This is a genomic window from Actinacidiphila cocklensis (assembly GCF_907177275.1).
GTDB lineage: Bacteria > Actinomycetota > Actinomycetes > Streptomycetales > Streptomycetaceae > Actinacidiphila > Actinacidiphila cocklensis.
The window spans coordinates 190,255-212,552 of sequence record NZ_CAJSLV010000103.1; the positions used below are offsets into that span (position 1 = coordinate 190,255).

The 22,298-nt window shown below is 67.6% G+C and carries 22 protein-coding genes; 7 read left to right on the top strand and 15 right to left on the bottom strand.

All coding sequences use genetic code 11. From position 1 onward, the window contains the following. Positions 1–43 precede the first annotated feature (43 nt). Positions 44–205, top strand: a complete 162-nt coding sequence (locus NFU81_RS36055) for a hypothetical protein (RefSeq protein WP_251499937.1) — start codon at positions 44–46, stop codon at positions 203–205. Positions 206–1,250: 1,045 nt separating this feature from the next. Here NFU81_RS36055 and NFU81_RS36060 read toward each other — a convergent pair. The 4 genes from NFU81_RS36060 to NFU81_RS36075 are packed head-to-tail and all read right to left on the bottom strand — an operon-like array spanning position 1,251 to position 7,270. Beyond that, the gene (locus NFU81_RS36060) at positions 1,251–2,639 is read right to left on the bottom strand and encodes a sigma factor-like helix-turn-helix DNA-binding protein (RefSeq protein ID WP_274037150.1); all 1,389 of its coding nucleotides are present in this window, start codon (positions 2,637–2,639) and stop codon (positions 1,251–1,253) included. After that, on the bottom strand, positions 2,632–3,231 hold the full coding sequence (locus NFU81_RS36065; protein WP_251499942.1) for a hypothetical protein: 600 nt from the start codon (positions 3,229–3,231) through the stop codon (positions 2,632–2,634). The genes NFU81_RS36060 and NFU81_RS36065 overlap by 8 nt, the downstream gene beginning before the upstream one ends. After that, positions 3,228–4,898, bottom strand: a complete 1,671-nt coding sequence (locus NFU81_RS36070) for a DEAD/DEAH box helicase family protein (protein ID WP_251499945.1) — start codon at positions 4,896–4,898, stop codon at positions 3,228–3,230. Before NFU81_RS36070 ends, NFU81_RS36065 begins: the two co-directional genes overlap by 4 nt. Then, positions 4,895–7,270 carry an ATP-binding protein gene (locus NFU81_RS36075; protein WP_251499947.1) on the bottom strand — a complete coding sequence of 792 codons (2,376 nt, stop codon included), beginning with the start codon at positions 7,268–7,270 and terminating at the stop codon, positions 4,895–4,897. Before NFU81_RS36075 ends, NFU81_RS36070 begins: the two co-directional genes overlap by 4 nt. Before the next feature lie 276 nt (positions 7,271–7,546). Between NFU81_RS36075 and NFU81_RS36080 the strand changes: the two genes are divergently transcribed. After that, positions 7,547–7,735: a hypothetical protein gene (locus NFU81_RS36080; RefSeq protein WP_251499950.1), complete on the top strand. Its 189-nt coding sequence runs from the start codon at positions 7,547–7,549 to the stop codon at positions 7,733–7,735. Here NFU81_RS36080 and NFU81_RS36085 read toward each other — a convergent pair. Further along, positions 7,720–8,517 carry a very short patch repair endonuclease gene (locus tag NFU81_RS36085; protein WP_251499951.1) on the bottom strand — a complete coding sequence of 266 codons (798 nt, stop codon included), beginning with the start codon at positions 8,515–8,517 and terminating at the stop codon, positions 7,720–7,722. The genes NFU81_RS36080 and NFU81_RS36085 overlap by 16 nt on opposite strands. After that, positions 8,514–9,863, bottom strand: a complete 1,350-nt coding sequence (locus NFU81_RS36090; RefSeq protein WP_251499954.1) for a DNA cytosine methyltransferase — start codon at positions 9,861–9,863, stop codon at positions 8,514–8,516. Before NFU81_RS36090 ends, NFU81_RS36085 begins: the two co-directional genes overlap by 4 nt. 134 nt (positions 9,864–9,997) lie before the next feature. Here NFU81_RS36090 and NFU81_RS36095 point away from each other — a divergent pair, with 134 nt between their 5' ends. Beyond that, positions 9,998–10,846 carry a GIY-YIG nuclease family protein gene (locus tag NFU81_RS36095; protein ID WP_251499956.1) on the top strand — a complete coding sequence of 283 codons (849 nt, stop codon included), beginning with the start codon at positions 9,998–10,000 and terminating at the stop codon, positions 10,844–10,846. A 160-nt stretch (positions 10,847–11,006) separates the two neighbouring features. Here NFU81_RS36095 and NFU81_RS36100 read toward each other — a convergent pair whose 3' ends face one another. The 7 genes from NFU81_RS36100 to NFU81_RS36130 all read right to left on the bottom strand — a co-directional run bounded on the left by NFU81_RS36100 (position 11,007) and on the right by NFU81_RS36130 (position 16,710). Next, the gene (locus NFU81_RS36100; RefSeq protein ID WP_251499958.1) at positions 11,007–11,312 is read right to left on the bottom strand and encodes a MazG nucleotide pyrophosphohydrolase domain-containing protein; all 306 of its coding nucleotides are present in this window, start codon (positions 11,310–11,312) and stop codon (positions 11,007–11,009) included. 81 nt (positions 11,313–11,393) lie between these two features. Further along, positions 11,394–11,894 carry a nucleoside/nucleotide kinase family protein gene (locus NFU81_RS36105; RefSeq protein WP_251499961.1) on the bottom strand — a complete coding sequence of 167 codons (501 nt, stop codon included), beginning with the start codon at positions 11,892–11,894 and terminating at the stop codon, positions 11,394–11,396. Next, positions 11,891–12,838, bottom strand: a complete 948-nt coding sequence (locus NFU81_RS36110) for a nucleoside 2-deoxyribosyltransferase (protein WP_251499964.1) — start codon at positions 12,836–12,838, stop codon at positions 11,891–11,893. Before NFU81_RS36110 ends, NFU81_RS36105 begins: the two co-directional genes overlap by 4 nt. 21 nt (positions 12,839–12,859) lie before the next feature. Then, positions 12,860–13,678, bottom strand: a complete 819-nt coding sequence (locus NFU81_RS36115) for a PfkB family carbohydrate kinase (protein WP_251499966.1) — start codon at positions 13,676–13,678, stop codon at positions 12,860–12,862. Next, positions 13,675–14,472 (bottom strand): HhH-GDP family DNA glycosylase, encoded by a 798-nt coding sequence (locus NFU81_RS36120; protein ID WP_251499982.1) that lies wholly within the window; start codon positions 14,470–14,472, stop codon positions 13,675–13,677. The genes NFU81_RS36115 and NFU81_RS36120 overlap by 4 nt, the downstream gene beginning before the upstream one ends. Before the next feature lie 23 nt (positions 14,473–14,495). Beyond that, the gene (locus tag NFU81_RS36125) at positions 14,496–15,206 is read right to left on the bottom strand and encodes a maleate cis-trans isomerase family protein (protein WP_251499984.1); all 711 of its coding nucleotides are present in this window, start codon (positions 15,204–15,206) and stop codon (positions 14,496–14,498) included. Then, positions 15,190–16,710, bottom strand: coding sequence for a radical SAM protein (locus NFU81_RS36130; RefSeq protein WP_251499986.1), 1,521 nt, complete (start codon positions 16,708–16,710; stop codon positions 15,190–15,192). The genes NFU81_RS36125 and NFU81_RS36130 overlap by 17 nt, the downstream gene beginning before the upstream one ends. 202 nt (positions 16,711–16,912) lie before the next feature. On the opposite strand from NFU81_RS36130, the gene NFU81_RS36135 reads away from it, so the two are divergent. Then, complete coding sequence (locus tag NFU81_RS36135) at positions 16,913–18,298, top strand: NsdA family TPR-like regulatory protein (RefSeq protein WP_251499988.1); 1,386 nt, start codon at positions 16,913–16,915, stop codon at positions 18,296–18,298. Between the two features lie 10 nt (positions 18,299–18,308). On the opposite strand, the gene NFU81_RS36140 is transcribed toward NFU81_RS36135, so the two are convergent. Then, positions 18,309–19,022 carry an SDR family NAD(P)-dependent oxidoreductase gene (locus NFU81_RS36140; RefSeq protein ID WP_251499990.1) on the bottom strand — a complete coding sequence of 238 codons (714 nt, stop codon included), beginning with the start codon at positions 19,020–19,022 and terminating at the stop codon, positions 18,309–18,311. Between the two features lie 354 nt (positions 19,023–19,376). Between NFU81_RS36140 and NFU81_RS36145 the strand changes: the two genes are divergently transcribed. From NFU81_RS36145 to NFU81_RS36155, 3 genes are all read left to right on the top strand, one after another. Next, a complete protein-coding gene (locus NFU81_RS36145) occupies positions 19,377–19,952 on the top strand; it encodes an ATP-binding protein (protein ID WP_251499992.1) in 576 nt (191 codons plus the stop codon). A gap of 439 nt (positions 19,953–20,391) precedes the next feature. Beyond that, the gene (locus NFU81_RS36150) at positions 20,392–20,775 is read left to right on the top strand and encodes a hypothetical protein (protein WP_251499993.1); all 384 of its coding nucleotides are present in this window, start codon (positions 20,392–20,394) and stop codon (positions 20,773–20,775) included. A 67-nt stretch (positions 20,776–20,842) separates the two neighbouring features. Next, positions 20,843–21,082 (top strand): helix-turn-helix domain-containing protein, encoded by a 240-nt coding sequence (locus tag NFU81_RS36155; RefSeq protein ID WP_251499995.1) that lies wholly within the window; start codon positions 20,843–20,845, stop codon positions 21,080–21,082. Positions 21,083–21,555: 473 nt separating this feature from the next. Here NFU81_RS36155 and NFU81_RS36160 read toward each other — a convergent pair whose 3' ends face one another. After that, the gene (locus tag NFU81_RS36160; protein ID WP_251499997.1) at positions 21,556–21,939 is read right to left on the bottom strand and encodes a hypothetical protein; all 384 of its coding nucleotides are present in this window, start codon (positions 21,937–21,939) and stop codon (positions 21,556–21,558) included. Positions 21,940–22,298 lie beyond the last annotated feature (359 nt).

Here is a 22,298-nt window from a genome sequence, read left to right on the forward strand (position 1 = left end):
CCGCTTCAAAGACCCGGCTCGCACCTATGGTGAGGCCCTGCAATTGATCGTCGCCGACAACGACACAGCGCCCGTTCCCAGCGACACCTTCGGCAAGATCGAACTCGACTACATCAACCCATTGGTCCCCGGCATCGTCCATCCCGGCCCCGGCCACACAGCCCGCATCGAAGAGGAGACTGTCGAAGGCAGCGCATCCTCCTGACCGCACCGTCCTCCATCAGCGCATCTCCAGGTTGTCCAGTGCGGCGCTGCTCCGGGAGTGTCGTGGGCGCATGACCACCGGCCCCGCGTCCCACCGAGTGCTCACCGCAGTTCTGGACGGCCATCACCTGTCTCCAAGTCCGCGGCCCATCCTCCCCAAGCGCCCACGACCGGGAGGACTGAAGCACGGGCGCGGACCCGCACCGGCGAAGGCGCTAAACGGCACCACGCGAGTCAACCCGCCAGAGGTACCGGCAGAGAAGGGCCATAGGGCCGGCGAACCGCGAAGGTCACCGCCGCGGCCGGCGACTACGACGTCCGGGTGGAGCTCGCACACACCGACGCAGCCGCCCGTTCACCAGCGCGATCATCGCTAGGTACCGAGGCAGGCGCGAGATCTGTCGAGACCGGACAGCCCCGACCTCGCCGGACGGTCTCGGCGCGGTGGTCGCCATTGGCCCGTCGACCGAAAAGCAATAACAGAAGCTGACCAGGTGTCACGCACGCCTGTCCACCGGTTGTCCACCGAGGCCCACCACGCCCGCCCGACCTATCCCGCTAGATGAGCGAAAGCCCAGGTCAAAGGCCCGGGTCATCCATACGATCACGGAAATCAAATCTGTGACCTACGCATTGCGATGCGTAGACCACCCGTGTCCGTTCAGTCCGGATTCCAAGGCCAACAGAGACAAGAAACCCCAGGTCAGAGGCCTGACCTGGGGCTCACCGTGGAGCCGCCTTCGGGATTCGAACCCGAGACCTACGCATTACGAGAGCTGCCAAGATCATGTCCGGTGGTGCTGGGCGGTGCCACCGAATCCCGTCTTCCCAGGTCAGAAACTTGCGACCCCGATCGGTGTGATGCCTAGTCCAGCCGTTGCCGCCCCGTCCGCTCACGCACCGCTCACGCACTTGGGACGTTTGACAGCCTGTTGCAGCAGAGCCCGAGCCTCTGGGCTCCCGAGACGAAGAGCGCAGCGCGCATGGCCGCCACCATCGTTTCTCTGTTGTCCTACGCGCCCCCTCGTCAGGGGTTCACCGAACCGCTACGGCGACAGGCCAGCAGCGAAGTCGCCTGGCGGACTCGCATCAGTTTCCGCAGGCCCGATCGCCGCAGGGCAGACATGTCGGGGGCAAGCATGCTCGATGCGCGCCGTCGAGTCGTCCGTACGGAGGAAGAGGACGAATTCGCATCCGCCCATCATTCCGTGCTGCTGCACCAGCACCCGCAGGCTGGAGATCTGGGCCGCGCTCGTCGCCCGCTTGAGGACGATCGGTGTGGGGTGACCGGCGATGGAGAAGGTCCTGACCATAGGGGCCTGTCGCATTCCGAGCTGCCATGTGAGCCAGCTGCTGACGACAACGCCGCTACCGCGAAGGACGTCCTTGTCCACCGTGAGCCGGACGCCAAAGACGTTTCCCGCAGGATCGACGGCCATCCTCGCCGGCCGTGCCGGCTTGCTTTCCTCGATCGGTGTAGCACCTCGCGCGACCAGCTCAATCAAGCCATCCTCCGTGATGCCCACCCTGTCGTCCAACAGGCATTGGTGCAGGCGCCACAGGGTCACCGGGTAGCGCTCACCGACCTTCACGAACAGAGCGTCCTTGGGCAGCGGCCCCAGTTCGGTCAGCACAGCGACGAAGGCCTCCACGGCGTTCGGGTACGGAGTGACGTTCAGGTGAGGCCATTCGGCCAGCGCCCACTTGCCCTCCAGACGGAGCTGCACGAACCTCTCGTCCCGCCTGAGCGCCTCGGCGACGGCGGGCTTCCGCCTGATCCCAGTCGGCTCCAGCAACTCCTCCGCTCGGCAGGGCTCGCCATGCGCCAGGAGGAAAAGGTAGGCCGCGTCCCTTCCGCGGGCGCGACGGCGCAGCCAAGTTCCCCCGAAGCCAGGCACCAGAGGGCTATCCGGATGTCCGAGCAGATCCAGCAAGGGGACCTCGTCCGGTACTCCGGCAGCCGCGAAGGTCACCGCTACGTCCTCCCCACGCAGCGGCGCCTCCTCCACTCCTCGCCGAAGCAGCACTTCCAGGCCGCCAGGTCTGCGGGTCCACCAGCCGCGCAGACGACCAGCCCACGTCAATGGGTGCTCAGCCCCGACAGCTTCGACAAGAGGCCCCACACCCACCTGGTCGCGTACGCCCAACACCGCCGCCACCTCGCACTGGGCCACTGCCGAGCGCTCGGTGAGTGTGGTGAGCCGATCACGCCAGTCACCCACAAAGGCGTCGGCGAAGGCGCAGAGATGCTCCTGCGCCTTCAGAAGCAACTGGCGGACCCGTTCGCGGCTCACCTCATGCTCCTGCCCGATACTTCCGAGGGTCTTCCCGTCGGCACGATCCTCGATCATGCGACGCGACCGGGCAGGAAGCGCACCGAAAGCAACTTGAAGCCAGTCGTCATCCCTCGTCACGGCGGAGCCCCGTTCAGCCATCGGTGACGTGCGCACTGATCAGACCAAGCCGCTTCGCGATCCGCTCGTTAGTCGCCTTCTGCTCCGGGGTGATCCTCCGAACGAACGAGTCCACCGTGCAGATGACCCACTGCAGGGCGTCGCCGCCAGCCTGTGATGCGATGGCCGCCCACGCGAGATGCTTGAAGTCGCGCATGGGGCCCCAGGCGAAGCGCCGCTCCATCTCCTCGTCGTCCTCGTGGCGAATCGTCACGCAGAGCGGCTTGATATCGAGCGTCTCAAGGTCGACGTTCCAGCCGTGACCAAGGGCCTTGTCGACGAGTGCACTGACCGGAGTGGCCGGCTTGACCACGAGCGGAGCCCACTTGCCCACCCCGTAGGTCGCCCGGATGTACTCCTTCATGGGCCTGTCCTTGAGCCACGGCCGGACGTTCTCCGGCTTCCCGATGAACGGGAGGAGTCGTCCTCCCACCTCGGGGTCGGAGGTCCATGCCTGATAGTGACGGGTGCGCTCGGTGTCCGTGAGATAGGTCCAGTTGAGGTCGGCGGCCCGCATGTAGAGGAGACGCACGACTTCTTCTTCCAGGTCCGAGGGGATCGCGTACTTGGTCATTCGATTCCAGTCGTCAGAGGGAACTGAAGGCGAACCTCGTCCGCCTTGGTCTCAAGGTCCGCCGCGTCCTGGATCCAGTGGTCCATCAGCGATCCGACGGTCTCGTCGCTGAATTGGATACGGGAGGCGTGCGGCATCCGTACGCGCAGGTGCTCGCTCTCTTGGGCCTCCAGCGATCGCCGGAGGTCCAAGGTCGCCGCCACCCTGCGAATGTCGGTCACGAAGTCGAGGACCCGCAGGGCCTCCTTGCCGGGGCTGAGTCGGAGTCCGCGGCCGAGTTGCTGGACGAAGATCCGCCGGCTGTGTGTGACCCGCAGGAAGGCGATGAGGTTCACGTCCGGGACGTCGACGCCCTCGTTGAAGACATCGACACACGTGATCACCGATACCCGGCCGAGCCGGAACTCGTTCAGCAGGATCTGGCGTCGCTGCCGCGGGAGTGCGCTGTGCAGGAAGGACGCGTTGGCCCACGCCGCGTCGGACGAGGCGAACAACCGGGCCATGTGCTCGGCGTGCTCGATGGTCTGGCAGAAGACGATGGCCCTCGGCTCCGTCGTGGTCCGCCACGCCTCACGGAAGTGCTCGATGATCTCCTCGTCGCGCTGCGGCAGGAACAGGGACTTGTTGAGATCCTTGATCGACTGACCGTGCACGCTGGCGTCCCGGACGGCGTTCCAGTCGACGTTGTCGACGTACAGCCGGTAGTCGACGGCGGAGAGGAAGCCGGCGGCCATGCCCTCCGCGATGCCCATCTTGAAGCTCGGGTATCCGAAGCGGGAGGTGATGTCGAACTTGTCACCGCGCCAGGGTGTCGCCGTCACGCCGAACTGCTCAGCATCCCCACACAGATCGAGCAATTCCGCAAACCTGCCGGTCTCGGCCACGTGGTGCGTCTCGTCGATCATGATGAGGTCGGGTCGGTAGCCCACGCGTACGGCACTGAGAACGGATTCGACAGTTCCGACCACGACTCCGTCGAGGCCGCCGGGGCGGCTTTCTCCCGTGAGCAACCGCGTGGGAACGGACTTGGGGATGTGCCGCCACATCGCCTTCTCGAGCTGCGCGACGAGGTCCTTCATGTGTGCGACGACAAGAATCCTGGCGTTCGGATTGGTCTTGAGGTGACGGCTGATGATCTCCCCGCCCACCACGGTCTTGCCGAGACCCGTCGCGAGGACGAGCAGCGCGGTGCCGTCGGCGTCGAGGTCCCGGACCACGGCGTCCGCCGCCTCGGCCTGGTAAGGGCGCAGGGCGTACTTCGCGGGAACGGTCTCGGGCATGCGGTCCCCGATCGACCGCAGGGTCGCGCCGTGCCAGACGGTGATCGGCACGCCGACTCCGTTGAGCGCCACGCGGCGGGCCTCCGCCGCCGCGTTGATGTCGGTGTTGGTCACCAGGATGGCCTTGTCCGCGCGGTAGCGCGTACGCGCGCGCTCAAGGTCGTCGACACCGCTCCGGTCGACCTTCCCTCCGGCCTTCCACTTGCACTGGAAGACCCACTGCTCCCGACCGCGTACCGCCAAGAGATCAGCGCCCTGGTCGCCGGCGCCGTCGATAACACGCACGTCATTGAAGCCGAGGTACCAGAGGGCGCGTTCGACGGCATGCGTGAGACCCGCTGGCCCTCCGCTCAACAGCTCGTCCGCCGAGAGGAAGACGGCGCTCACTTCTCCTCCGCGAGGTCGTCGGCCAGCAGACGAATGCTCAGCCTCGTCCGCAGCAGCTGGTCTGGAAGGCTGGCCCCGGCGTAGGTCGCCTGCGTCGCGATATCGGAGAGGTAGCCGACCGTGCGCGCGAGGCTGAGCCGCCGCGCGGACGCGGAGGCGACACCCTCGTAGACGCCCTGGAAGACGCGGTTGTCCATGAACAGCGACGGGAGCGACTCGACGAGACGGACCAGGAAGAGGGCGGGCACGTGCAGCAGGAACTCACCGCTCGCACCGAGGTCGATCGTGCGGGTGACCTTGCCGTTGGCGATCATGGTGTGCTCGGTGTGGGTGAGTTCATCGGGCGAGAGGAACTGAAACGCCTTCCCCGGTTCGCCGGTGCGGTCCAGCTCGGACGCCATGCGGCGACGGACCTCAGCCAGCAGTTCCTTGGCCTCGGCACTGATCATCTCGGCGTCCAGAGCGCTGGCGGGCAGCGACTCCGCCCGGATCGCCGCGATGAGCTCCGAGTGGCTCCACTCCGAACTCGTCTGCACCCTGAGCAGCACGGCGATCTCCGCGAGCAGCAGATCCGCCGGGGCCGCTCCGAACCTCTGGAAGATCGGATGATCGAGGTCGAGGAACGCCACGAGGGCGTTGCCGCCGCGCTGGTCCAGCAGGACGGGAGTGGGGTGGAGGTTCTCGTCGGTCAGGCCTCCCACCGTGAGCCGACGTGCCTCGACCTCGACGAAGCCGACGCGCGGGTGGCCGAAGGAGCGGCTCAGGGCCGGGTAGGTGGTCGAGTTCTCCGTGTAGCGCGTGACGCGTTCCTGCCGCGTCTCCTTACGCCTTTCCGGGGCCGGCGCGGCGGGAGCGGGCTCGCCGTCCTTCGGGGGCTGCGCCTGGGCTTCGAGCTTCGTCTCGTCCGGACCGGTCGCGGGGGAACTCGGACTGCCGATTTCCGCGCCGCCGAAACCAAGCGCCTCCATCACGGCCGCCTCGTCGGGCTTTCCCGGGGTGGCGGCGGCCGCCTTCGCATTCTTGCCCCTGCTCTTGGTCGCCTCGTGGTCCTCGACCGCCTGCCACCAGCGCTCATCGGTCTGGTAGTCGGGGTTGCCCCGGTGGAACTCATGTCCCCACCGACGGGTGTCATCGTGGATCGGCTTGCGGCCGTCTCCCGGGACCAGGTACCGCAGACCGGCGTCGTTGCGACGGTATCCCTTGAAAAGGAGCGCGAGCGGGCTGGTGTTCTCCTCGTACTCAAGGTTCGCCGCGCGCTGGGGCAGCAGCGGCGCGACCCCCCTCACGATCTCGACCGCCGAGCGCCAGCTGCGGTCGCCGTACTCGAAGGCGTCCTTCTGGTACGTGACCGGGACGTGGTCGAGATGGATCTCCCCGATGATGCGGCCGCCCTGGTGGGCGAGGTCCACCGGATACTCCGGCTCCTCGTTGCCCACCGCTCCGTCAGGGTTGCGCCAGGTGAACAGCTGCTTGTCCCAGCGGAGGATCTTGCGGCCGTTGCGCAGGAAGTCGATTCCGTAATCGTGCTTGTGCATGTACCGCTGGATGCCGAGCCACCCGTGCACCCGGCGCTCACGAACCGTGAGGCGATCGCTCCCGCAGTCCTCGCAGGCGTCGCGATCAGTGAGCTGCCACTGTCCGCAGTCACCGCAGGCGAGACCGTTCTCCAGCTTCTGGTCGATCTCGATGTAGGCGGGGATGCGCTCCTTGTTGTTGTAGAGGACCGAGCGGTCCTCTCCCCAACGGCAGTGCCGGACAGGCTTCACCTGGAAGCCACCAACCCACAGCTCGAACGGACGGTTCAGGAACATCCAGGAGTAGACCTGTCCCAGGATGTTGCGCAGGGCCGAGCCGTTCTTCTGCAGCCACCGAGCACGCGTGGGATGCAGGCGGCTGATGACGATACGCGTGCCGTGCTCGTTGGGATCGGCCTTCGGCTCCGTGATGTCCTCCGCCTCGAAGTCGTCTCCGATGCGGTCGAGGTCGATCTCCACGCCGATCCACTCGGTGTCGCCCTGGCGCGTGGTCAGGACACGCGTGTGCTTGCCGAGCCGCGCCGTCGAGACGTTGAACCCCATGCCGAAGAGGCCGAGCTTGTCGTGCATGTCGTTGCCCGACCAGCCGGCCCGTACGGCCCGCTCCAGCCGGTCGTACGTCATGCCGCGACCGGTGTCGGTGATCACGAGCTGGCCCTGCGCGGAGTCGGGGAGCTCGACGCTGACGCGAAACCCGCCAGCCCAGGGGGTCCCAGACCGATGGATCTCCGTGAAGTCGTCGAAGGCGTTGTCGATCAGCTCCGCGATGCACTGCCACTCGTCGAACTCGATCTCGCCGAGCATGCGCAGCACACGCGCGGAAGGAGTGATCTTCATAGGTGGACGGACCCCCTGTCCTCGTCTCGCGTGGGCACGCCGAAGAAAGCCCTGCCGCGGGCAGCGCTTCGACGCGCGGCTCGGGTAGAGCCGTACGCGTGATGAAGAGAGTAGAGGGCACCACTGACAATCGGCGGTAAGTTCCCTGCAACTCCATCCACTTGGGTGGTCTACGGCGGTTGTGGGTTCCGGTCGCCAACCATCGCAAACGCAACGTCCCCCCGACGATCCGCAGTGTCGGTGGCAGACGCCGACGGTCCTTGGGAGACTCCTTCTGTGATCCGTGAACCCGCCGAGGTATCCGTAGAGCCCGATGGGCGCGTCGAACTACCGTTGGGGCTGTTGGCCGAGGCCGGCGTCAATGTTGGGGACGGCCTGCTCGCGTTCAGCGAGGGCGACGGGCGCATCGTCCTGCGCCGGGCCTCCGACGCCATCAACGATCTTCTGAATCACGGAACATTGTGATCATCCCGTGCCGCAAAGTCGCGAACGGCCGCGGCGACCCGGCCCGCCGCTTGTACGGGATCTTCGTGCTCCCAGATTCTGATGGCGCGCCATCCCGCCTCTGCCAAGAACTGGTCGGTCTGGGCGTCCCTGGCCCGGTTTCCGTCGATCTTGGTGCGCCAGAAGTCACTGTTCGTGCGTGCTGGACGGCAGTGATCGGGGCACCCGTGCCAGAAGCACCCGTCCACGAAGACGGCGACACGGGCGCGGGTGAAGACGAGGTCGGCGGTTCGCTGTACTCCGGGAAGCGGCCGCGCCGATACGCGGTAGCGCAGACCCTCGCGGTGCAGCAGTGAGCGGATTCGGAGTTCCGGTGCCGTGTCGCGGCCTCGGTTCCCGCGCATCGTTGACCGCGTGGCAGGGGACGACGCCCACGACCCTTCCGGGAGAGGACGCTCTCCGACCATTCCCCTGTCCTTCGCGATCTGCCAAGCCTGCTCAAGATTTGCCGCACGCGTCGGGTGCTCCACTTCTCCGACATACAGGGCAGGCGAACGCCCGTTCTCCGACCAGCGGAGATAGGCCCTGATCCGGCGAGTCCTGGGCAACAACTTCAGCGTGATCGAGGCCAGCGCGTAGTCGCCGTTTTCACGCTTGACGTAGCGGCCCTCGCGACCACCTGCGGCACGATCCTGCTCGGCGACGATCGCCTTCCTGGTCCGTCCCTGCCGTCCCCGCCAGGCCCTCTCAGGTGGCGGCTTGTCCTTCCAGCCCACTTGCCGGGGCTTGGCGCCGTCGTTCACGAGCGCCGTTCCGCGTCGTCGAGGGCTTTCGCGACGGCGCTGGTGAACACCTCGCCCAACTTCACGGGAACTGCGTTGCCCAGCTGCCTCATGCGTTCACCCCGCGGGCCCGCCATGCTCCATCCATCGCCGAACGTCATGACCCTGGCAGCCTCGCGCACGGTCATGTACCGGTGCTCGGGGCGCAACTGGCCGGTCTTCTCGTCGCGCACCAGGTTGTCGAGCTGCATGACCGACTCGCCACCGGGCACACCGTGCACCCCAGCCTTGACGGTCTTGGCCGGCCGGTCAAGTTCGTTGGGCGTGTGCCCGTCGTAGATCCTGGCTCCGGGCCACCCGATGTGGTCAGGGAAGCCGCCCTGTTCCGTCGTCTTGTCCAACATGCTGGTGTTGATCTCGGGGAGCCCCATTACCGCGTCTCGAAGGGTGAGCCATGGCTGGAGCTCCTCATCCCCACTCTCGAACGACAGCTGCTCATTCGCGTAGCGCGAGGTCACCAGATCGATGACGCGCCTCGGAATCTTGGCGCCCGCCTGCTTGTGGTGGTCCCAGTAGGAGCCTTCGAGGATCGTCCGCGCGAGGGCCGCATGGGAGTGGGTGCGCGCGACAGCGCGCTTGACCAGCTCCGGATCCACGCCCAGGTCAGCGCGGAACGCCAGGAGGATCACCCGGTTGCGGATCTGCGGCACCCCGTAGTTGGCGGCGTTCACGGCGTGTTGCGTGACCTCGTAGGTCTCCGCCGGATCGGTGTCCTTCGCGTCGAGCCGCTCCCGCAACGCGTGGTCGTGCTGCTGCCATGTGGCACCCTTTCGGCGCTTCACGAACGGCAGGGAGAGCTCGCGCTTGATGTACTCGAAGTAGGGATTGAAGGACGGGCGGAGGAGCCCTCGAACGTTCTCACAGATGACGGCCTTGGGGCGGATCTCACGAACCGCCCGGAACATCTCCGGGAACATGTTCCGCTCGTCCTCGTCACCCTTCGCGACTCCACCGAGGCTGAACGGCTGACATGGTGGCCCGCCGGCCAGAAGGTCCACATCGCGATCCCTGAGGAAGCGCATGTTCAACTCTCGGACGTCGCCGGTCACCAGGGGAGGGTAGTGGGGCCGCTCAACGGCGCCCGCAGCTTCGAAGCCTTCCGCGCGTTGCTCATCGATCTGGTCCAGCCACTTCGCCAGCACATCAGAATCGACGTCCGCGGGAAACGCGTCGAAGCGATTGCCCTCAAGGGTCTCGCACGCCCTCGGCGCGAACTCGTTGAGCAGCAGGTGCCGGAAGCCGGTGTTCGTGCTGGCTTGGACCAGCCCGCCTCCGCCCGCGAAGAGCTCTACCGACGTCCGTTGCATTTTCCACTCCTTGCAGTTCAGTGCAACCAGAAGCATACCGCGGAGTAGTGCCGATTGTGACCCGTGTGCCGGAGAAATTCGTGTGATGTCGTACGCTCCACAGCGGCAGAACCACGAAGGGAGCGACGGGGGTCATGACGGCGACAGCAGGGGGCTCGGAGGAGTCGACATTCCACCGAAGCTTCACCCTCAGCATCACGAAGGCGCTCGGCGATCAGCTCGCGGCGGACCTCGTCAAGCTGGCCAGGGCCCCCTTGAGTGACGTGAGCATCAACCAACTGCTGCAGCGTCCCGGTGTCTACCAGCTCTACCTGCACGACGAATTCGTCTACGTGGGGAAAGCCGAGATGTCCGTGCCAGCGCGACTTCGACAGCACCTCAAGAAGATCTCGGGCAGACGTGGAATCACACCGAACGACATGACCTTCTCCTGTCTCTACGTGGCGGAGGACTTCTCGGCCCTGGCGCCGGAGCAGTTGCTCATCAACCACCACAAGGACCTGGGTGAGATCCCGTGGAACAACAACGGCTTCGGCAATAGGGACCCCGGCCGCCAGCGGGACCACACCGCTCTCAAGCCCACCCACTTCGATGCCCTGTACCCGATCGATCTCGACCGGCCGGTCGAGGGCCTCGTGACAGGCGAGACAAACCTGCTCGATCTGTTGAAGTCAATCAAGACGACACTTCCGTACAACATCCGGTACGCGAAGTCGGGAGACTTGGAGAGCACCAAGCTCGTCATCACGGATGTAGAGCTCTCAACCGACGCTCTCTTCAAGAGCGTGTCGGCTGCGGCTTCTGGCGGTTGGCAGATCACAGCGCTTGGGGGGTACGTCGTCATGTACGAGGACAACCCCACCGAGTACGCGAGCGCATCGCGTTACTACCGGGGCGGAGAGGTAGTCCATGGAGTTCCACGCTTCGCTACCGAAGATGAGGGGACGGGGGATGACGGTTCGTCCACGCCGACGGGAGGCTGAACACGCTTGGCAATCGAATGATTAAGGCGGACAGTGCTAGGCGGTAAATTGGATCCCATTTTCCCTGCCTAGCGAAGTGCGGCCGAGCACCGCCTGACACCATCGGCCAACTTGTACCCCATCACTCATGCATGGCGGCGAGTTACGAGCTCGTACGTGGTTAGCCTTCACCGATCCGGATTGGCACGCCGTGCTCGTTGCGTTCGTAGACGCGGCGGGTGTTCTTGTCGATCTTGTGGGCCACCTCGTCGCTGAGGTCGATGCCGTTCATCTCGGCGAGGGCCACCAAGTAGAGGAAGACGTCGGCCAGTTCCTCGCCGAGGTCGGGCAGGCCCTTGCGCCAGGCGGTGAATGCTTCGCCGATCTCGGCAGTCAGGAGGCCGAACTCCAGTGGCACGTCGGAGGTGTTGAAGCCCTTGGCGGTCTTGTTCTCCCAGGCGAGCTTCTGGGCGGACCGGATGTCCATGGCTCCTCCGACGAGTGGGGCAGCAGGTCGGTCGCAGCCTAGCGAGGTGGAGAACGCACCAGAGGAGAGGGTCTGGCAAGTTCACTCTGTAGAGGGGATGTCCAGCAAGCTGGTGTCGATCGTCAGTACAGACGCGTAGTCCGCCAGGGTCTCGAAGACGCGCCGGTATGCCGTGATCAGAGCCGTGACCTCGTCCAGGCTGATGGCCTCGCCGTCGCGAGCGAGGAGCCGTTGGTGGATGACGGCCGGTGGGGCGGTGAGGTGGACGAGCAGGCCGTCGCGCGCAATGACGGTTTCGGCGAGGTCGATGGCCTGGCTCCATGTGATGCGGGAGCGGCCCCGGTTGAGGGGGCCGTAGACCAGTTCGCTGAGGAAGCAGCGGTCGAACAGGAGGTGTCCCTCCTGGGCCAGGATCGCCCGGTATCGGCTGGCGAGATCGAGGTGGTCGGGGGTTCGCGGGGAGTGCACGACCGTGAAGCCGTGATCGACGGACAGGCTTCGGGCCAGGGTGGTCTTCCCGACGCCGTCGCACCCTTCGAGGACCAGAGTCCGGTGGCCTGTGGCGATCTGTTCGACGCTCATGCCGACAGCCATGCGGTGACGGCCTCTGGGGTGTCGAGCCGGGCCTGCACGGCGTACTGAATCATGAGGTTCCGCCAGTTCGGCTCACGGCCTGTGGCGTGGGTGAGGCCGGTTCGGCAGGCGTAGGCGGCAGTAGGCGTACTGGAAGCGCACGCGGCGCCGATCAACAGAGCCCCACCTGGTGGGGTTTCCGGTCCTGAGACGTCGACAAGGAGTCGTCTCGCGCCTATAGCGGCTGTCAGATCTGCCAGAGCAGCCGAGACGGGTTCAGACGCGGCAAAACGCTGCGGCCCGACAATGCGGTGCCCGGCTGAGACGCACGCCTGGACGAGGTGATCGACGCCCCGACTGCCGTACGGAGAGGGCTCGACGAACACCGTCCCTCCAATCGGTGGTCGGGGTTCGTATCGAGCTATCGCCGGCAGTTCGAGCAGAGCCTCGACGGCGGTATCGAGTGCGGATGCCGCTTGTGCGAGGTTGCGCTCGCGGAAATCGGTGAAGCGTGAGGCCGTACCCGACTCCGACGCAGTGCTCGGCGGGCCGAGGCGGGGCAGTCGGATGACGCGAGTCGCCGCCGCCTCGATCAACGGATCGGGGAATTCGAGCCGCGGACCGTCTCCCGTCAGCGAGTACGTCTGGAAGTCGGTGGTCAGTACGACGACCGGCACGCCGCACGCCCAGGCGTACCCGATCTCCATGCAGACGCCGTCGTCCAGGCTCGGGCCATGCAGGATGGCCACCATCGCGTCGATCCGACGCAGGCGTTCACGGTCCAGCTCGAAGAGACGTCGTCCCTTGACGTCGGCGACCAGTTGTTCCTCGTCGGTGTCGCAGAACGGCAGGAAGACGCGATCCGGGCCGGTCTTGTCGGCCAGGCGTTCGGCGAGGTCGGCGGCCAAGGCGCGGTCGTGCGCGGCGAAGAGTCGGTGAGCGATGTAGTACACCGGGTGCTCCCAACGGATGGGTCAGGGTCGGCGGGGCGCCGGAATCGGCAGGGGCGGTGCTGTGACGTGCTCGGCGGCGGCGAACACCGCCTGGGCGAGTGCCTGTTGCGCTGTGGTGCCTCGGGCACGCTGTGCCCGGTAGGTGCCGGCCAGCGTGTCGCCCGCCCCGGTCACGTCGCAAGCGCTGCGGGTCGGCGGCCGGATTTCGGCGACCACCCGCCCGGACTCAAGGACGCGCGCCGTGCGGGGGCCGTCGGTGATCACGACTTCCCGCAAGCAGGCGACATCGACCAGGCCCCGGAGAGCCTGGTATTCGGCCGCGTTGACGAAGACGGTGGAAGCGTCCGTAAGCCAGGGAAGGGCTTCCCAGATCAGGGGGGCGGCGCTGGGCAGGTAGAAGTCGAGGCTGAAGTCGGCCCGCTGCCTGGTCAGCTCGGCCAGGACCGTGCGGACGCCGAGCGGGCGCCGGCAGCAGACGTGGTAAGTGCCGCCAGCGGAGCGGGCCAGGTGTGCGAGCACGTGGTCCGTGAGTCTCTCGGCGACGCCGTAGTCAGCGGTGACCGCGAGCAGCTCGCCGGCCACGTCGTAGGTGAGGCCGAACGACGGCGTGGGGCCGGCGAGTCGGTATGCCGCCGACCAGTCCAGCGCCGCGAAGTCGGCTGCCTCCGGGAGGTGGGCGAGGTCGTCGCCCAAGACGCAGACCGGCCCGGCGCGGAGTCCGGCCCTGGTGGCGGCCAGCGAGGTCAGCAGTGCCGCGCCGCCGAGGCTGGTGCCTCCCCGGCCGTCGGGGTAGCACGTCGTGTCGCGGGAGACGTTGCCGATCACGGCCAGCGCGGTCACGCTCCACGCTTCCGGTGCGGGCAGTCGACCACCTGAGTACACACGGGTCGGCGGGTGCACAGCCGAGGGGACGGACCATTGAGGTAGAGGCGCTTGAAGTAGATGAGGACCAGGTGGACCCACCAGGTCGGCTCGACGTCGTTCGGGATGGTCGCCGCGTACTCGTGGCGGATCGCGAGCGAACGGAAATCGTCGCGGTACGCGTGGACCGCCGCTTCGAGGATGTGCCGGAACCTCTCGTGGGCGACCGCACCGTTCGGCAGCTCAATGCCGAGAGCGGGTGCGAGTTTGCCGACCATTCCGGAGTCCACCGGGACGATGCCGCTGTGATAGCCGCGGGCATTGAGCAGAGCGCACTGCGCGACCTTGAAGGAGGCACCGCGCACCCGTTCGGCGAAGTCCGCCACGAGGTCATCGACGCCCGCAGCGGGAGATGACGGATCGATCGCGTGCTTGTCCCACAGCGTGCACAGGTCGGCGAGCGAGCGCAGGTAGTCGATCCGGGTCCGGGGCAGTCCGATCGGCCTGACCAGCGCGGCGAGGTCGCCGGCCGACGCGTTCGCCAGCGCGTCGAACCCGCGGGCGTCGGCCGTCAGGATGACGTGCCGGTAGGTCTCCACCATCCGGTAGGACACCCGGGTGGACCAGCCGGCGGCGAGCATGCGCATGCGGGGGTCGGTGATGGACAGCGGCCACCACCGGTTGTCGTCGTGGTTGGCCTCGACCTCGGCGCGGACGTCGGGCAGGGCGGCGGCCCGTTCGACAAGGCGGTGAATGCGCCGGTTGTCGATCAAGCGGGGCCTTGGGCGTTCGAGGGTCACAGGGCTGCTCCGGCAGAAAGGCGGGCTGCCAGCAGCCCGATGGCGAGGTTGGAGGTGATCACGGGTTTGCCCGTTGCCTGCTCCACGTCCCGGACGATCGGCAGGGTGTGCCACCCGGTGCACGACAGAACGACGGCGTCGGCCGCCTGCACTGCCTTCTCCGGCAGAGAGCCGACCAGTGCCCGGACTTCCTCTGTGCCGACCCGCGGATAGCCGTCATCAAGGCCCAGGCTTACGTGGGCCAGGACATCGACGCCAGCCTTGACCAAGGCGTCGCTCTCCGCCGCAGTCACGGGGCTCGGGTACGGCGTGGCTAGGACGACCCGCCCCAGTCGGGCCGAGGTCAGGGTGCCGACCAGGGCGTCGAACGCGGTGACGACGCCGGGCGGCATCCCAGGACCGCCGGTGAATCCCGCCGAGGTGCAGGCGAGGACGACCGCGTCCAGAGGCACGTGCGACAACGAGTCCAGCGCTCCGGCGGCGGCTTCGCGCAGGCCGTTCCAGAAGGTGTCGTCGACCGCCGTGGACCGTGACTCCGGCACGAGACGGGCGTGGTGGAAGACCGTATGCGTCAGGCCCAGGCGCGGGAGTTCGGTCTCGACGGCGACGTTGGCCCAGGGCAGCAGCACCCCGACGCGGACCGTGCGGCTGCTGCCCTCGTCGAGCCTGGCGAGCAGGTCGAGGGTGCCTTCAGGCCGCTGCGGCAAGGCGCTCTCCGTAGATCATCCGTGGGGCGTGGCCCGTGACGGTGAGATCGCCGACGGTTCCCACGGGGGTGGCGGTGTCGCGCTCGATGATCTGGATCGAGTACGAGCCCAGGCGGCGCCACCATGTGCCGTCCTGGCCGACGAAGTAGGAGTGCAGGCCCGGGACGCGCAACCCGGTGGGGTACACGCGCTCCTTCATCGGCTGGTCCCAGCCGAAGTCGATGTCCGCCTTCCACGAGGCGAAGTGCTCGGCGGACGGCAGGGGATCCTGCTGGCCGAGGGCGGCCAGCGGCGTTCCCGGGAAGGCTCTGGCCAGCCGGACATTGGTGCGGTGGCACAGGAGCCCCGCGTCGAGGATCCGGCTGAGGCCCAGAAGGTTGGCGACGTGGGTGCCGTGGGTTTCGCCGGGCAGTCCGTAGATCAGGTTCAGGCCGGGAAGGAGCTTCGGCAGTCCGCCGGGGCCACGGCCTGCGCCAGCCTCGTTGATGTGCTGGACCGCGCGCATCAGGATGTCGGGTGTGCAGGTGAGGTTGTTGCGGTCGACGACGGCCGGATCGAAGGTCTCGATGCCCATCGGAGCGCAGTTTCCCTCGGTGCAGTGCTCGGCCACCAGCTTGGCGATCCGCGCCCCGACCGGTGCGGCCACGGCGAGCGGATCCGCGTTGTCGATGTGGAGCACCTCCAGCTCCGGGCAATGCTCCCGGATGCCGCCGAGCAGTGCCCGGATCGCTTCCTCGTCCCGGTTGCGGTAGGAGAAGAAGCAGGTCTGCTGGCCGAGCCGGAAGTTGCGGATTCCGGCCGCGTAGAGCTGGGTGGCCTCTTCCACAACGTCGTCAACGTCCCGGAAGGCGACGAGCGGCGACTTGGCCGGCTCGTTGCAGAAGTCGCAGAACTTCCGGCGCGTGCAACCGCGGTACAGCTCCAGTTCGGCGATCGGTCGCCACGGCATTTGCGCTACCAGCCCGCTGAAGTCGTCCCGGTCGCCGCGCATCAGGTCGTACGGCGCCGCCTGGCGGCTGCCGAGGGTGACGTCCCTGGACGTGATGGTCGCCGCGTGCACGGCGTCGAACATCCCGGCGTACTGCGCGGAGGCGTCGTTCACGTACGCCGACAGCGGCCCGAGAAGGCAGCGTCGGCCCCGGACGCACGCGAGAGCGCGGGCGATCTCCTCCGGCGAGCCGTTCACGGCGTGCAGGTGTACGGACGGCACCGCGTCACCGGCGACCACGACGACCAGCTCGGCGTCACGCAGGAGCTGGATGGCGTTGTCGCGGTTGGCGGTGACGGAGTACGTCAGGGGATCGCTCTGCGGCGGCTCCACAGCGGGCCTTCCGCCCGCGAGGCACCAGCGGACGTCGTCGATCGTCAGGTAACGCACGTCTGCGTCCGGCCGAGACCGCCGCAGAGCCGACCATGCGCTCCGGACGTACGTCGACAGGTAGGGCGGCACACCGAGGCCGCTCGGCTCGACGGTGAAGCAATCCAAGATCACGACTGGGCTCATCGTTCCCCTCCCTCTGCCGGGGCTGCCTCGGGCCACGGATCCCCCGGAGCGCTGGACCTTCGCCCCCGCGCTTTCAGTCTCGGGCGGAGACAGGCTCCCGACGAGGGGTCGTCGGGGTTGTTCGGTTGCACAGGGGTTGTAAATCAGCTACCCGCCGTACGAAGGCTGGGACGCCGCGTGATCGACAGGGCATCATCAGATCATGGTCAGGAACAGAGGCCCTGCGGACGGGAACACGGCGCTGGGGTCGGCGATCCTCGAAGCCGGTTGCTCGCACGCGGCCTTAGCCCGCAAGGTCAACGAACTCGGCCGCGCACAGGGCGTGGTGTCGCGATACGACAAGGCGTCCGTGACCCGGTGGCTCAGCGGCATGATCCCGCGGGGCCGGGCTCCGGAGTTCATCGCCGCTGGCCTGGCCGGGTTCCTCGGCCGCCCCGTTTCGCAGGTCGATCTCGGCTTTCCCACCGAGCCGCAGCGCCCGGTCGTCGCCAAGGCGCTGACGTATCGTGAAGATGTGGCCGAAACGCTGCACATTCTCGCGGAGCTCGGCTCCACCGACATCTCGCGCCGCAGTCTGCTCGGGACCGTGCCGTTCGTGGCGACGGCCTTGATGGATCCGCAGCGCCAGTGGCTGCTCTGGCTCCTGGAGGAGGACCAGGCGCCGCAACTGGCCGCCGTTGCGGGCGGAGGTCCCGCGCAGCGTGTCCAGGCGATGATCAGCATGTTCGACGAGATGGACAACAGGTTCGGTGGTGGCGGCGTCCGGCCCAGCATCGTGCACTACCTCAGCACGGAGCTGACGCCGCTGCTGCAACGGCGCGGTACGCCGCCCCACCAGCGACGTCTCCTCTTCACGTCCGCGGCCAAACTCGCCGCGATGGCCGGGTGGTGCTCGTACGACTCCGCCGACTACGGCCTGGCACAGCGGTACATGACCCAAGCCCTCCGGCTGTGTGCCGAAGGCGGTGACCGCGTTCTCGGCGGTCAGGTCCTGGCTGGCATGTCTCATCTGGCCACCAGCCTTGGGAATCCGGCCGAAGGGGTCGCGCTTGCCCGCGCCGGGATCGCCACCGCCAAGTCCGCGGGCAGTCCGCTCGGGCTGATGCGCTTGCACGCGATGGCCGCCCGTGGCCATGCCGCGATGGGCGACTCCCAACCGGCGACCCGCTCTTTGGTCGCCGCGACCGCGGCTTTCGACCTGAGCCGTGGGGCCGACGAGGAGTCCCGCTGGGTCGGATATCTGGATCACCACTATCTGGAAGCGGAGGCCGCCCTCGTCCACCGCGATCTTGGCGAGTCCGCGGAGGCGGAGCGCCTGGCAGAAGCCTCCGTGCGGGCCAACGCCAACCGCCGTCGCCGGCAGGCCATCAGCCGCTCCGTACTGGCGACCGCCCTCTTCCAGCAGAACCGTCTGGACGAGGCCATCGGAACGGCGACGCGTGCGCTCGACCAGTTGGGAGACGTCCACAGCGAGCGGTCGGTGCAGGCGCTCCGGGACTTCCGGTCCCGGCTCGCTCCTCGACGGACCGAGGCTCTCGTCCGCGACTTCGAGCGGAAGGCTCGGCCGATTCTCGGCGAGGCGGCCTGAGGTCCGCTGATCAGTACCCGTCGGGTGTGGGGGCGTTCTGCCCCCGGTCAACGGGGATGTTGGCCCCTGTCACCCCCCGGGACTCCGCCGACAGCAGGAAGGCGATCACGTCGGCGACCTCCCGCGGCTCGACCAACTGACGGCCGGGGAACTCGTCACGGAACCGATCGAAGGCGGCCGGGTCCTCCTCCCGTATCCGGTCCCAACGCTTTCCCCGGATGAGCATCGACCCCGGGCTGACGGCGTTCACCCTGATGCCGTCGGCACCTAGCTCCCGCGCCAGGGACGACACCATGTGGATCTGAGCGGCCTTGGCGGATCCGTACTGTGCCTGGGGACCAGGCCGGGAGCCGGAGATCGACGAGACCACCACCACGGACCCGCCGCCAGCTGCCCGCAGGTGGGGAGCCGCCGCCCCGACGAGCCGGGCGGCGTGGCCCGCGTTCATCTCCCAGGTCGCCAACCAGTCCTGATGCGTGGCCTCGCCCAAACCGCGGCCCCGCGCTCCGCCGGCGCTCGCGACTGCACCGTCCAGGCCGCCCAGTTCCTCGGCGGCTTCCGCGACGAAGGTCTCGACAGCTCCTGCTTCGACGACGTCGAGGACACGCGTGACCAGTCGATGCCGGTCGGAGGGTGCGAGAGCGTCACGCAGGACGTCAAGATGGTCGGCCGTCCGCCCGCAGGTCGCGACACAGGCTCCCTCGGAGAGCAGCAGCCGGACCACCTGCTCTCCAAGACCTCGGGAACCACCGGTCACCACCATTCGGCGCCCATCGAAGCGACCGCCCCGCCCGCCCGCTGCGCTGGTCTCCCTAATGGTGGACATCGCTTCCTCCTGGTGCCTTCCTGCATCCCCTCCTGCCTGATTACACCCCCTGTTGCCCCTGCTGCGGGCGATGCCGAGACGGTTCTGTGGATGCCTACCACTTCAAGGACCTACGGCGAGGCTGTCGCCGGTCCGTGTGCCGACGATCCGCCTCGCCTCCGGGCGGGGCGACCCGAATCGAGAACGAGTCGACAGCCAGCAGCCGAACGCTCCCCTCCGACCGGGAGGTACGTCGTGTCCCAGGCATCATCCATGATCAGCACCCTGACGTTGACGGATACGCCCAGTTCGCCCGCCTCGGCTCGACGGCACGTCGCGGACGTGCTGCGGGGCTGGGGGGTGTGCTCCGAGGAGACCGTCGAGACGACCCGCCTCGTGGTGTCCGAGCTGGTCACCAACGCGATCCGTCACACGGGGAAGGCGGCGGACTTGCTTCCGTCAGGCCCGGAGCTTGTCAGCAACGTCGAGCTGGTGCTGGAGGCCACCGACTCGATGGTGCGGATCTCGGTACGGGACCGAGATCCGACCCCACCTCGGTTGAAGGCGGTCGACGTCGAAGCAGCAGGAGGAAGAGGCATCTTCCTCGTGGCAAGCCTGAGCACCCGATGGGGCCACTACCGCTGCCAGCCGGACCTGGGCAAGGTCGTGTGGGCCGAGGTACCGCTCCTCTCTGAGGGCAGCGCCGGAAGTTCACACAGCCTCGCGGCAGCCTTTCCGGCACCCAGCAATCCGCAGCCCGTACCGGGCCGGCTTGCCGAGGTGGACGCAGGACATCGGCCGTGCTTCCGCGCCGCAACGGCCCAAGGAGCGACGGAGCGGGCAGGTTGAAGTGCCTCGCCAGTCGCCTGGCTCAGGCGCGTTTTTCGATCCGCTCGCCGTATCGCAATTCGCGCCAGCTCCGCAGTCCGCCAATCACGCCGGACCGCTCCAGCTGTGACACAGCCGCACACCTTCCACCAGAAAGCGCCTGTTCATGAACACGCGACACGTTGCCCGAACGCCGACGCACCGGCTCGGAGGAGCCCAGAGCAAGGCGCAATCGCACGGGTCCCAGCGGAGCGCGGTGCCGTTCATCGCGCAGTGGAGCGGGGAGCGGGACGGGGACATGCCGGTGGTGCTCCGTCGGGGCCTTCGGGGGATCGGCTATGCGAACGAGCGGTCGTTCGACCGGGACTCGTACGGGATTCTGTGGAGCAGGACTCCTTCCCAGCCCGGTCGTGGTGTGCCCGAGTACGGGAAGGTGCACAGTCTGCGGCAGCGGTTGTGTATGGCGGGGCTGCGGTGCCAGGTCTGCGGCGGGCCGGCCGACCGCACCGCCGAGGGCGTGCTCTGGCTCCTCGACGCCCCGGCCGACGACCTGAGGCCCGGAGCCGAACACACCGCCCACCCGCCGGTCTGCCGCCCCTGCGCCCACCAGGCCGTACGGTCCTGCGTCCACCTACGAGCCCGATACGTGGCTGTGCGGGCCTCCGCCTTCACCTTCTACGGCGTCCAAGGCGCTGTCTACCAGGGGACCCTGTCCGGCCCCCGCGTGTACGACGCCGCGGCCGTTCGCCTGGGCGACCCTCGCCTGTCCTGGACACGGGCCAGCCAACTCCTCATGACGCTGACCGATTTCACCGTGATCGATCTGAGCGACCCGACCACTTGAGCCCACCGGCCTTGCCGCGGCCGCGTAGCCGTTCCGTCCAGTCATCCTTCGACCCTTGGGAGTCGCTGTGGCACCGCGCGCCCGGAGCCGTCCCCGAAGGCTCCATCACGAACCGGAAGCCGTCACCTGGGCGCGAGAGAAAGCCGGTCTGACCAAACGTGCCCTCGCCCAGGCCGTCGGCGTCTCCGAACAGCTCGTCGGTGAGATCGAATCCGGCTGGCGTAACGCCACTCCTGCCAATCTGGCCCGCATCGCCCAGACGCTGAACTGCCCGGTCGTCTTCCTGGAGCGCAAGCGTGACCGCTGATTACTGACCGCTGCCGTCACCTGCTCCGGCGGGAATCCGGAGCGGGCGGCTGTGCCGAGGGCCAGTGCCGCGCCGGTCGCACGGCTTTACGGCAGTCGGCGGGTGACGAACGCGGTGGCCTCGGCGGTGACGCGGTGGTGAAAGTCGGCGATGGCAGCCTGGTACTCCGCGAGACGGGCGAAGTCGTGAATGGAGCGACCGTTGTCAGCGAGAGCCGCACGAACAGCGGCCTGCTGATCGGCGAGGCGCTGGCAGGCGTCCAGGAGGACCGTCGCAACGCGGCGTGCGACTTCGCAAGTGTCACCGGTAGTCGGCGTTGTCATCGACGGCCAGCAGCCGTTCGCCGTCGGTCAGGTCAGCTCCGGTCGCACACCGACGCGAAGGGCGGCGGTCGTCGTGGGGAACGACCGCCGCCGAAGGAAGTTGTGTCAGTCACAGCTCACGATGTCTGCGGCACACGTGCCCTCGTCCGGCTACTCGTCGGTGCTGGCGAAGAGGTAGCCGTCTGGGGCGAGCGCCTCGCGGAGCCGGAGGTATTCGGCACGGTCCTCGTCGCTCAGCAGCGGCGCCACGTCGCTGACAGTGGCACCGGTCGGAAGCTGGCCGAAGTAGGGAAGCAGCAGCTTGGGCAGGGCTTCGACTGCTTCCTGATACTCACGCCGGTAGTCGCCTTCGCGCTTGATCTGGTCAGCGGCGATCGTGAACTCCTCCCGGGTGGCGCTGAAGGCGAGGGCCTGCTCGGCCTTCGTGAACGGCCGGCCGCCGAGGTGGGACCACCGGTTGGTGTCAGGACGGCGGCGGAAGTCCGCGTCGCACAGGAGAGTGACGACGTCGAGGCGGATGTTGGACTGGGGCAAGGAACTCCTCGTGTGTGGTGGTTCAGGAGAGTGAATGTGCAGGGCGCGTGGTGGGCGGCGCAACGGACGCATCGCGTCGGTCGGACGAAGGAGAGGTCGCTTCGCGCGCTGTCAGGCGGGAGACGTCGGGCACTGCTTGGCCCAGGGACCTCCGAGAGGTCCGGTCCCGCCACCCCCGGGGCGGGATTCGGCGAAGGCGCCTTCGCCAGCGGCGAAGAGTGTCTTCGCAGATATCTTGCTCCCGCTCGCGGGGGCCTGCGAGAGCAATGCTCTCGCTATATCTTGCTCCTCTCGATTCGGGCGGTGGGTCGACCATCAGCGACGTGTCCCACCCGTTGCGGGGCTGGTCAGGGCAGGTA

What these genes read in the sequence shown, in the direction of transcription:
- NFU81_RS36075 (WP_251499947.1), bottom strand. Translation starts at nt 7,270, where the DNA reads ATGAAGATCACTCCTTCCGCGCGTGTGCTGCGCATGCTCGGCGAGATC.
- NFU81_RS36135 (WP_251499988.1), top strand. Translation starts at nt 16,913, where the DNA reads ATGGTCAGGAACAGAGGCCCTGCGGACGGGAACACGGCGCTGGGGTCG.
- NFU81_RS36100 (WP_251499958.1), bottom strand. Translation starts at nt 11,312, where the DNA reads ATGGACATCCGGTCCGCCCAGAAGCTCGCCTGGGAGAACAAGACCGCC.
- NFU81_RS36090 (WP_251499954.1), bottom strand. Translation starts at nt 9,863, where the DNA reads ATGCAACGGACGTCGGTAGAGCTCTTCGCGGGCGGAGGCGGGCTGGTC.
- NFU81_RS36060 (WP_274037150.1), bottom strand. Translation starts at nt 2,639, where the DNA reads ATGGCTGAACGGGGCTCCGCCGTGACGAGGGATGACGACTGGCTTCAA.
- NFU81_RS36145 (WP_251499992.1), top strand. Translation starts at nt 19,377, where the DNA reads ATGATCAGCACCCTGACGTTGACGGATACGCCCAGTTCGCCCGCCTCG.
- NFU81_RS36150 (WP_251499993.1), top strand. Translation starts at nt 20,392, where the DNA reads ATGGCGGGGCTGCGGTGCCAGGTCTGCGGCGGGCCGGCCGACCGCACC.
- NFU81_RS36065 (WP_251499942.1), bottom strand. Translation starts at nt 3,231, where the DNA reads ATGACCAAGTACGCGATCCCCTCGGACCTGGAAGAAGAAGTCGTGCGT.
- NFU81_RS36095 (WP_251499956.1), top strand. Translation starts at nt 9,998, where the DNA reads ATGACGGCGACAGCAGGGGGCTCGGAGGAGTCGACATTCCACCGAAGC.
- NFU81_RS36105 (WP_251499961.1), bottom strand. Translation starts at nt 11,894, where the DNA reads ATGAGCGTCGAACAGATCGCCACAGGCCACCGGACTCTGGTCCTCGAA.
- NFU81_RS36130 (WP_251499986.1), bottom strand. Translation starts at nt 16,710, where the DNA reads ATGAGCCCAGTCGTGATCTTGGATTGCTTCACCGTCGAGCCGAGCGGC.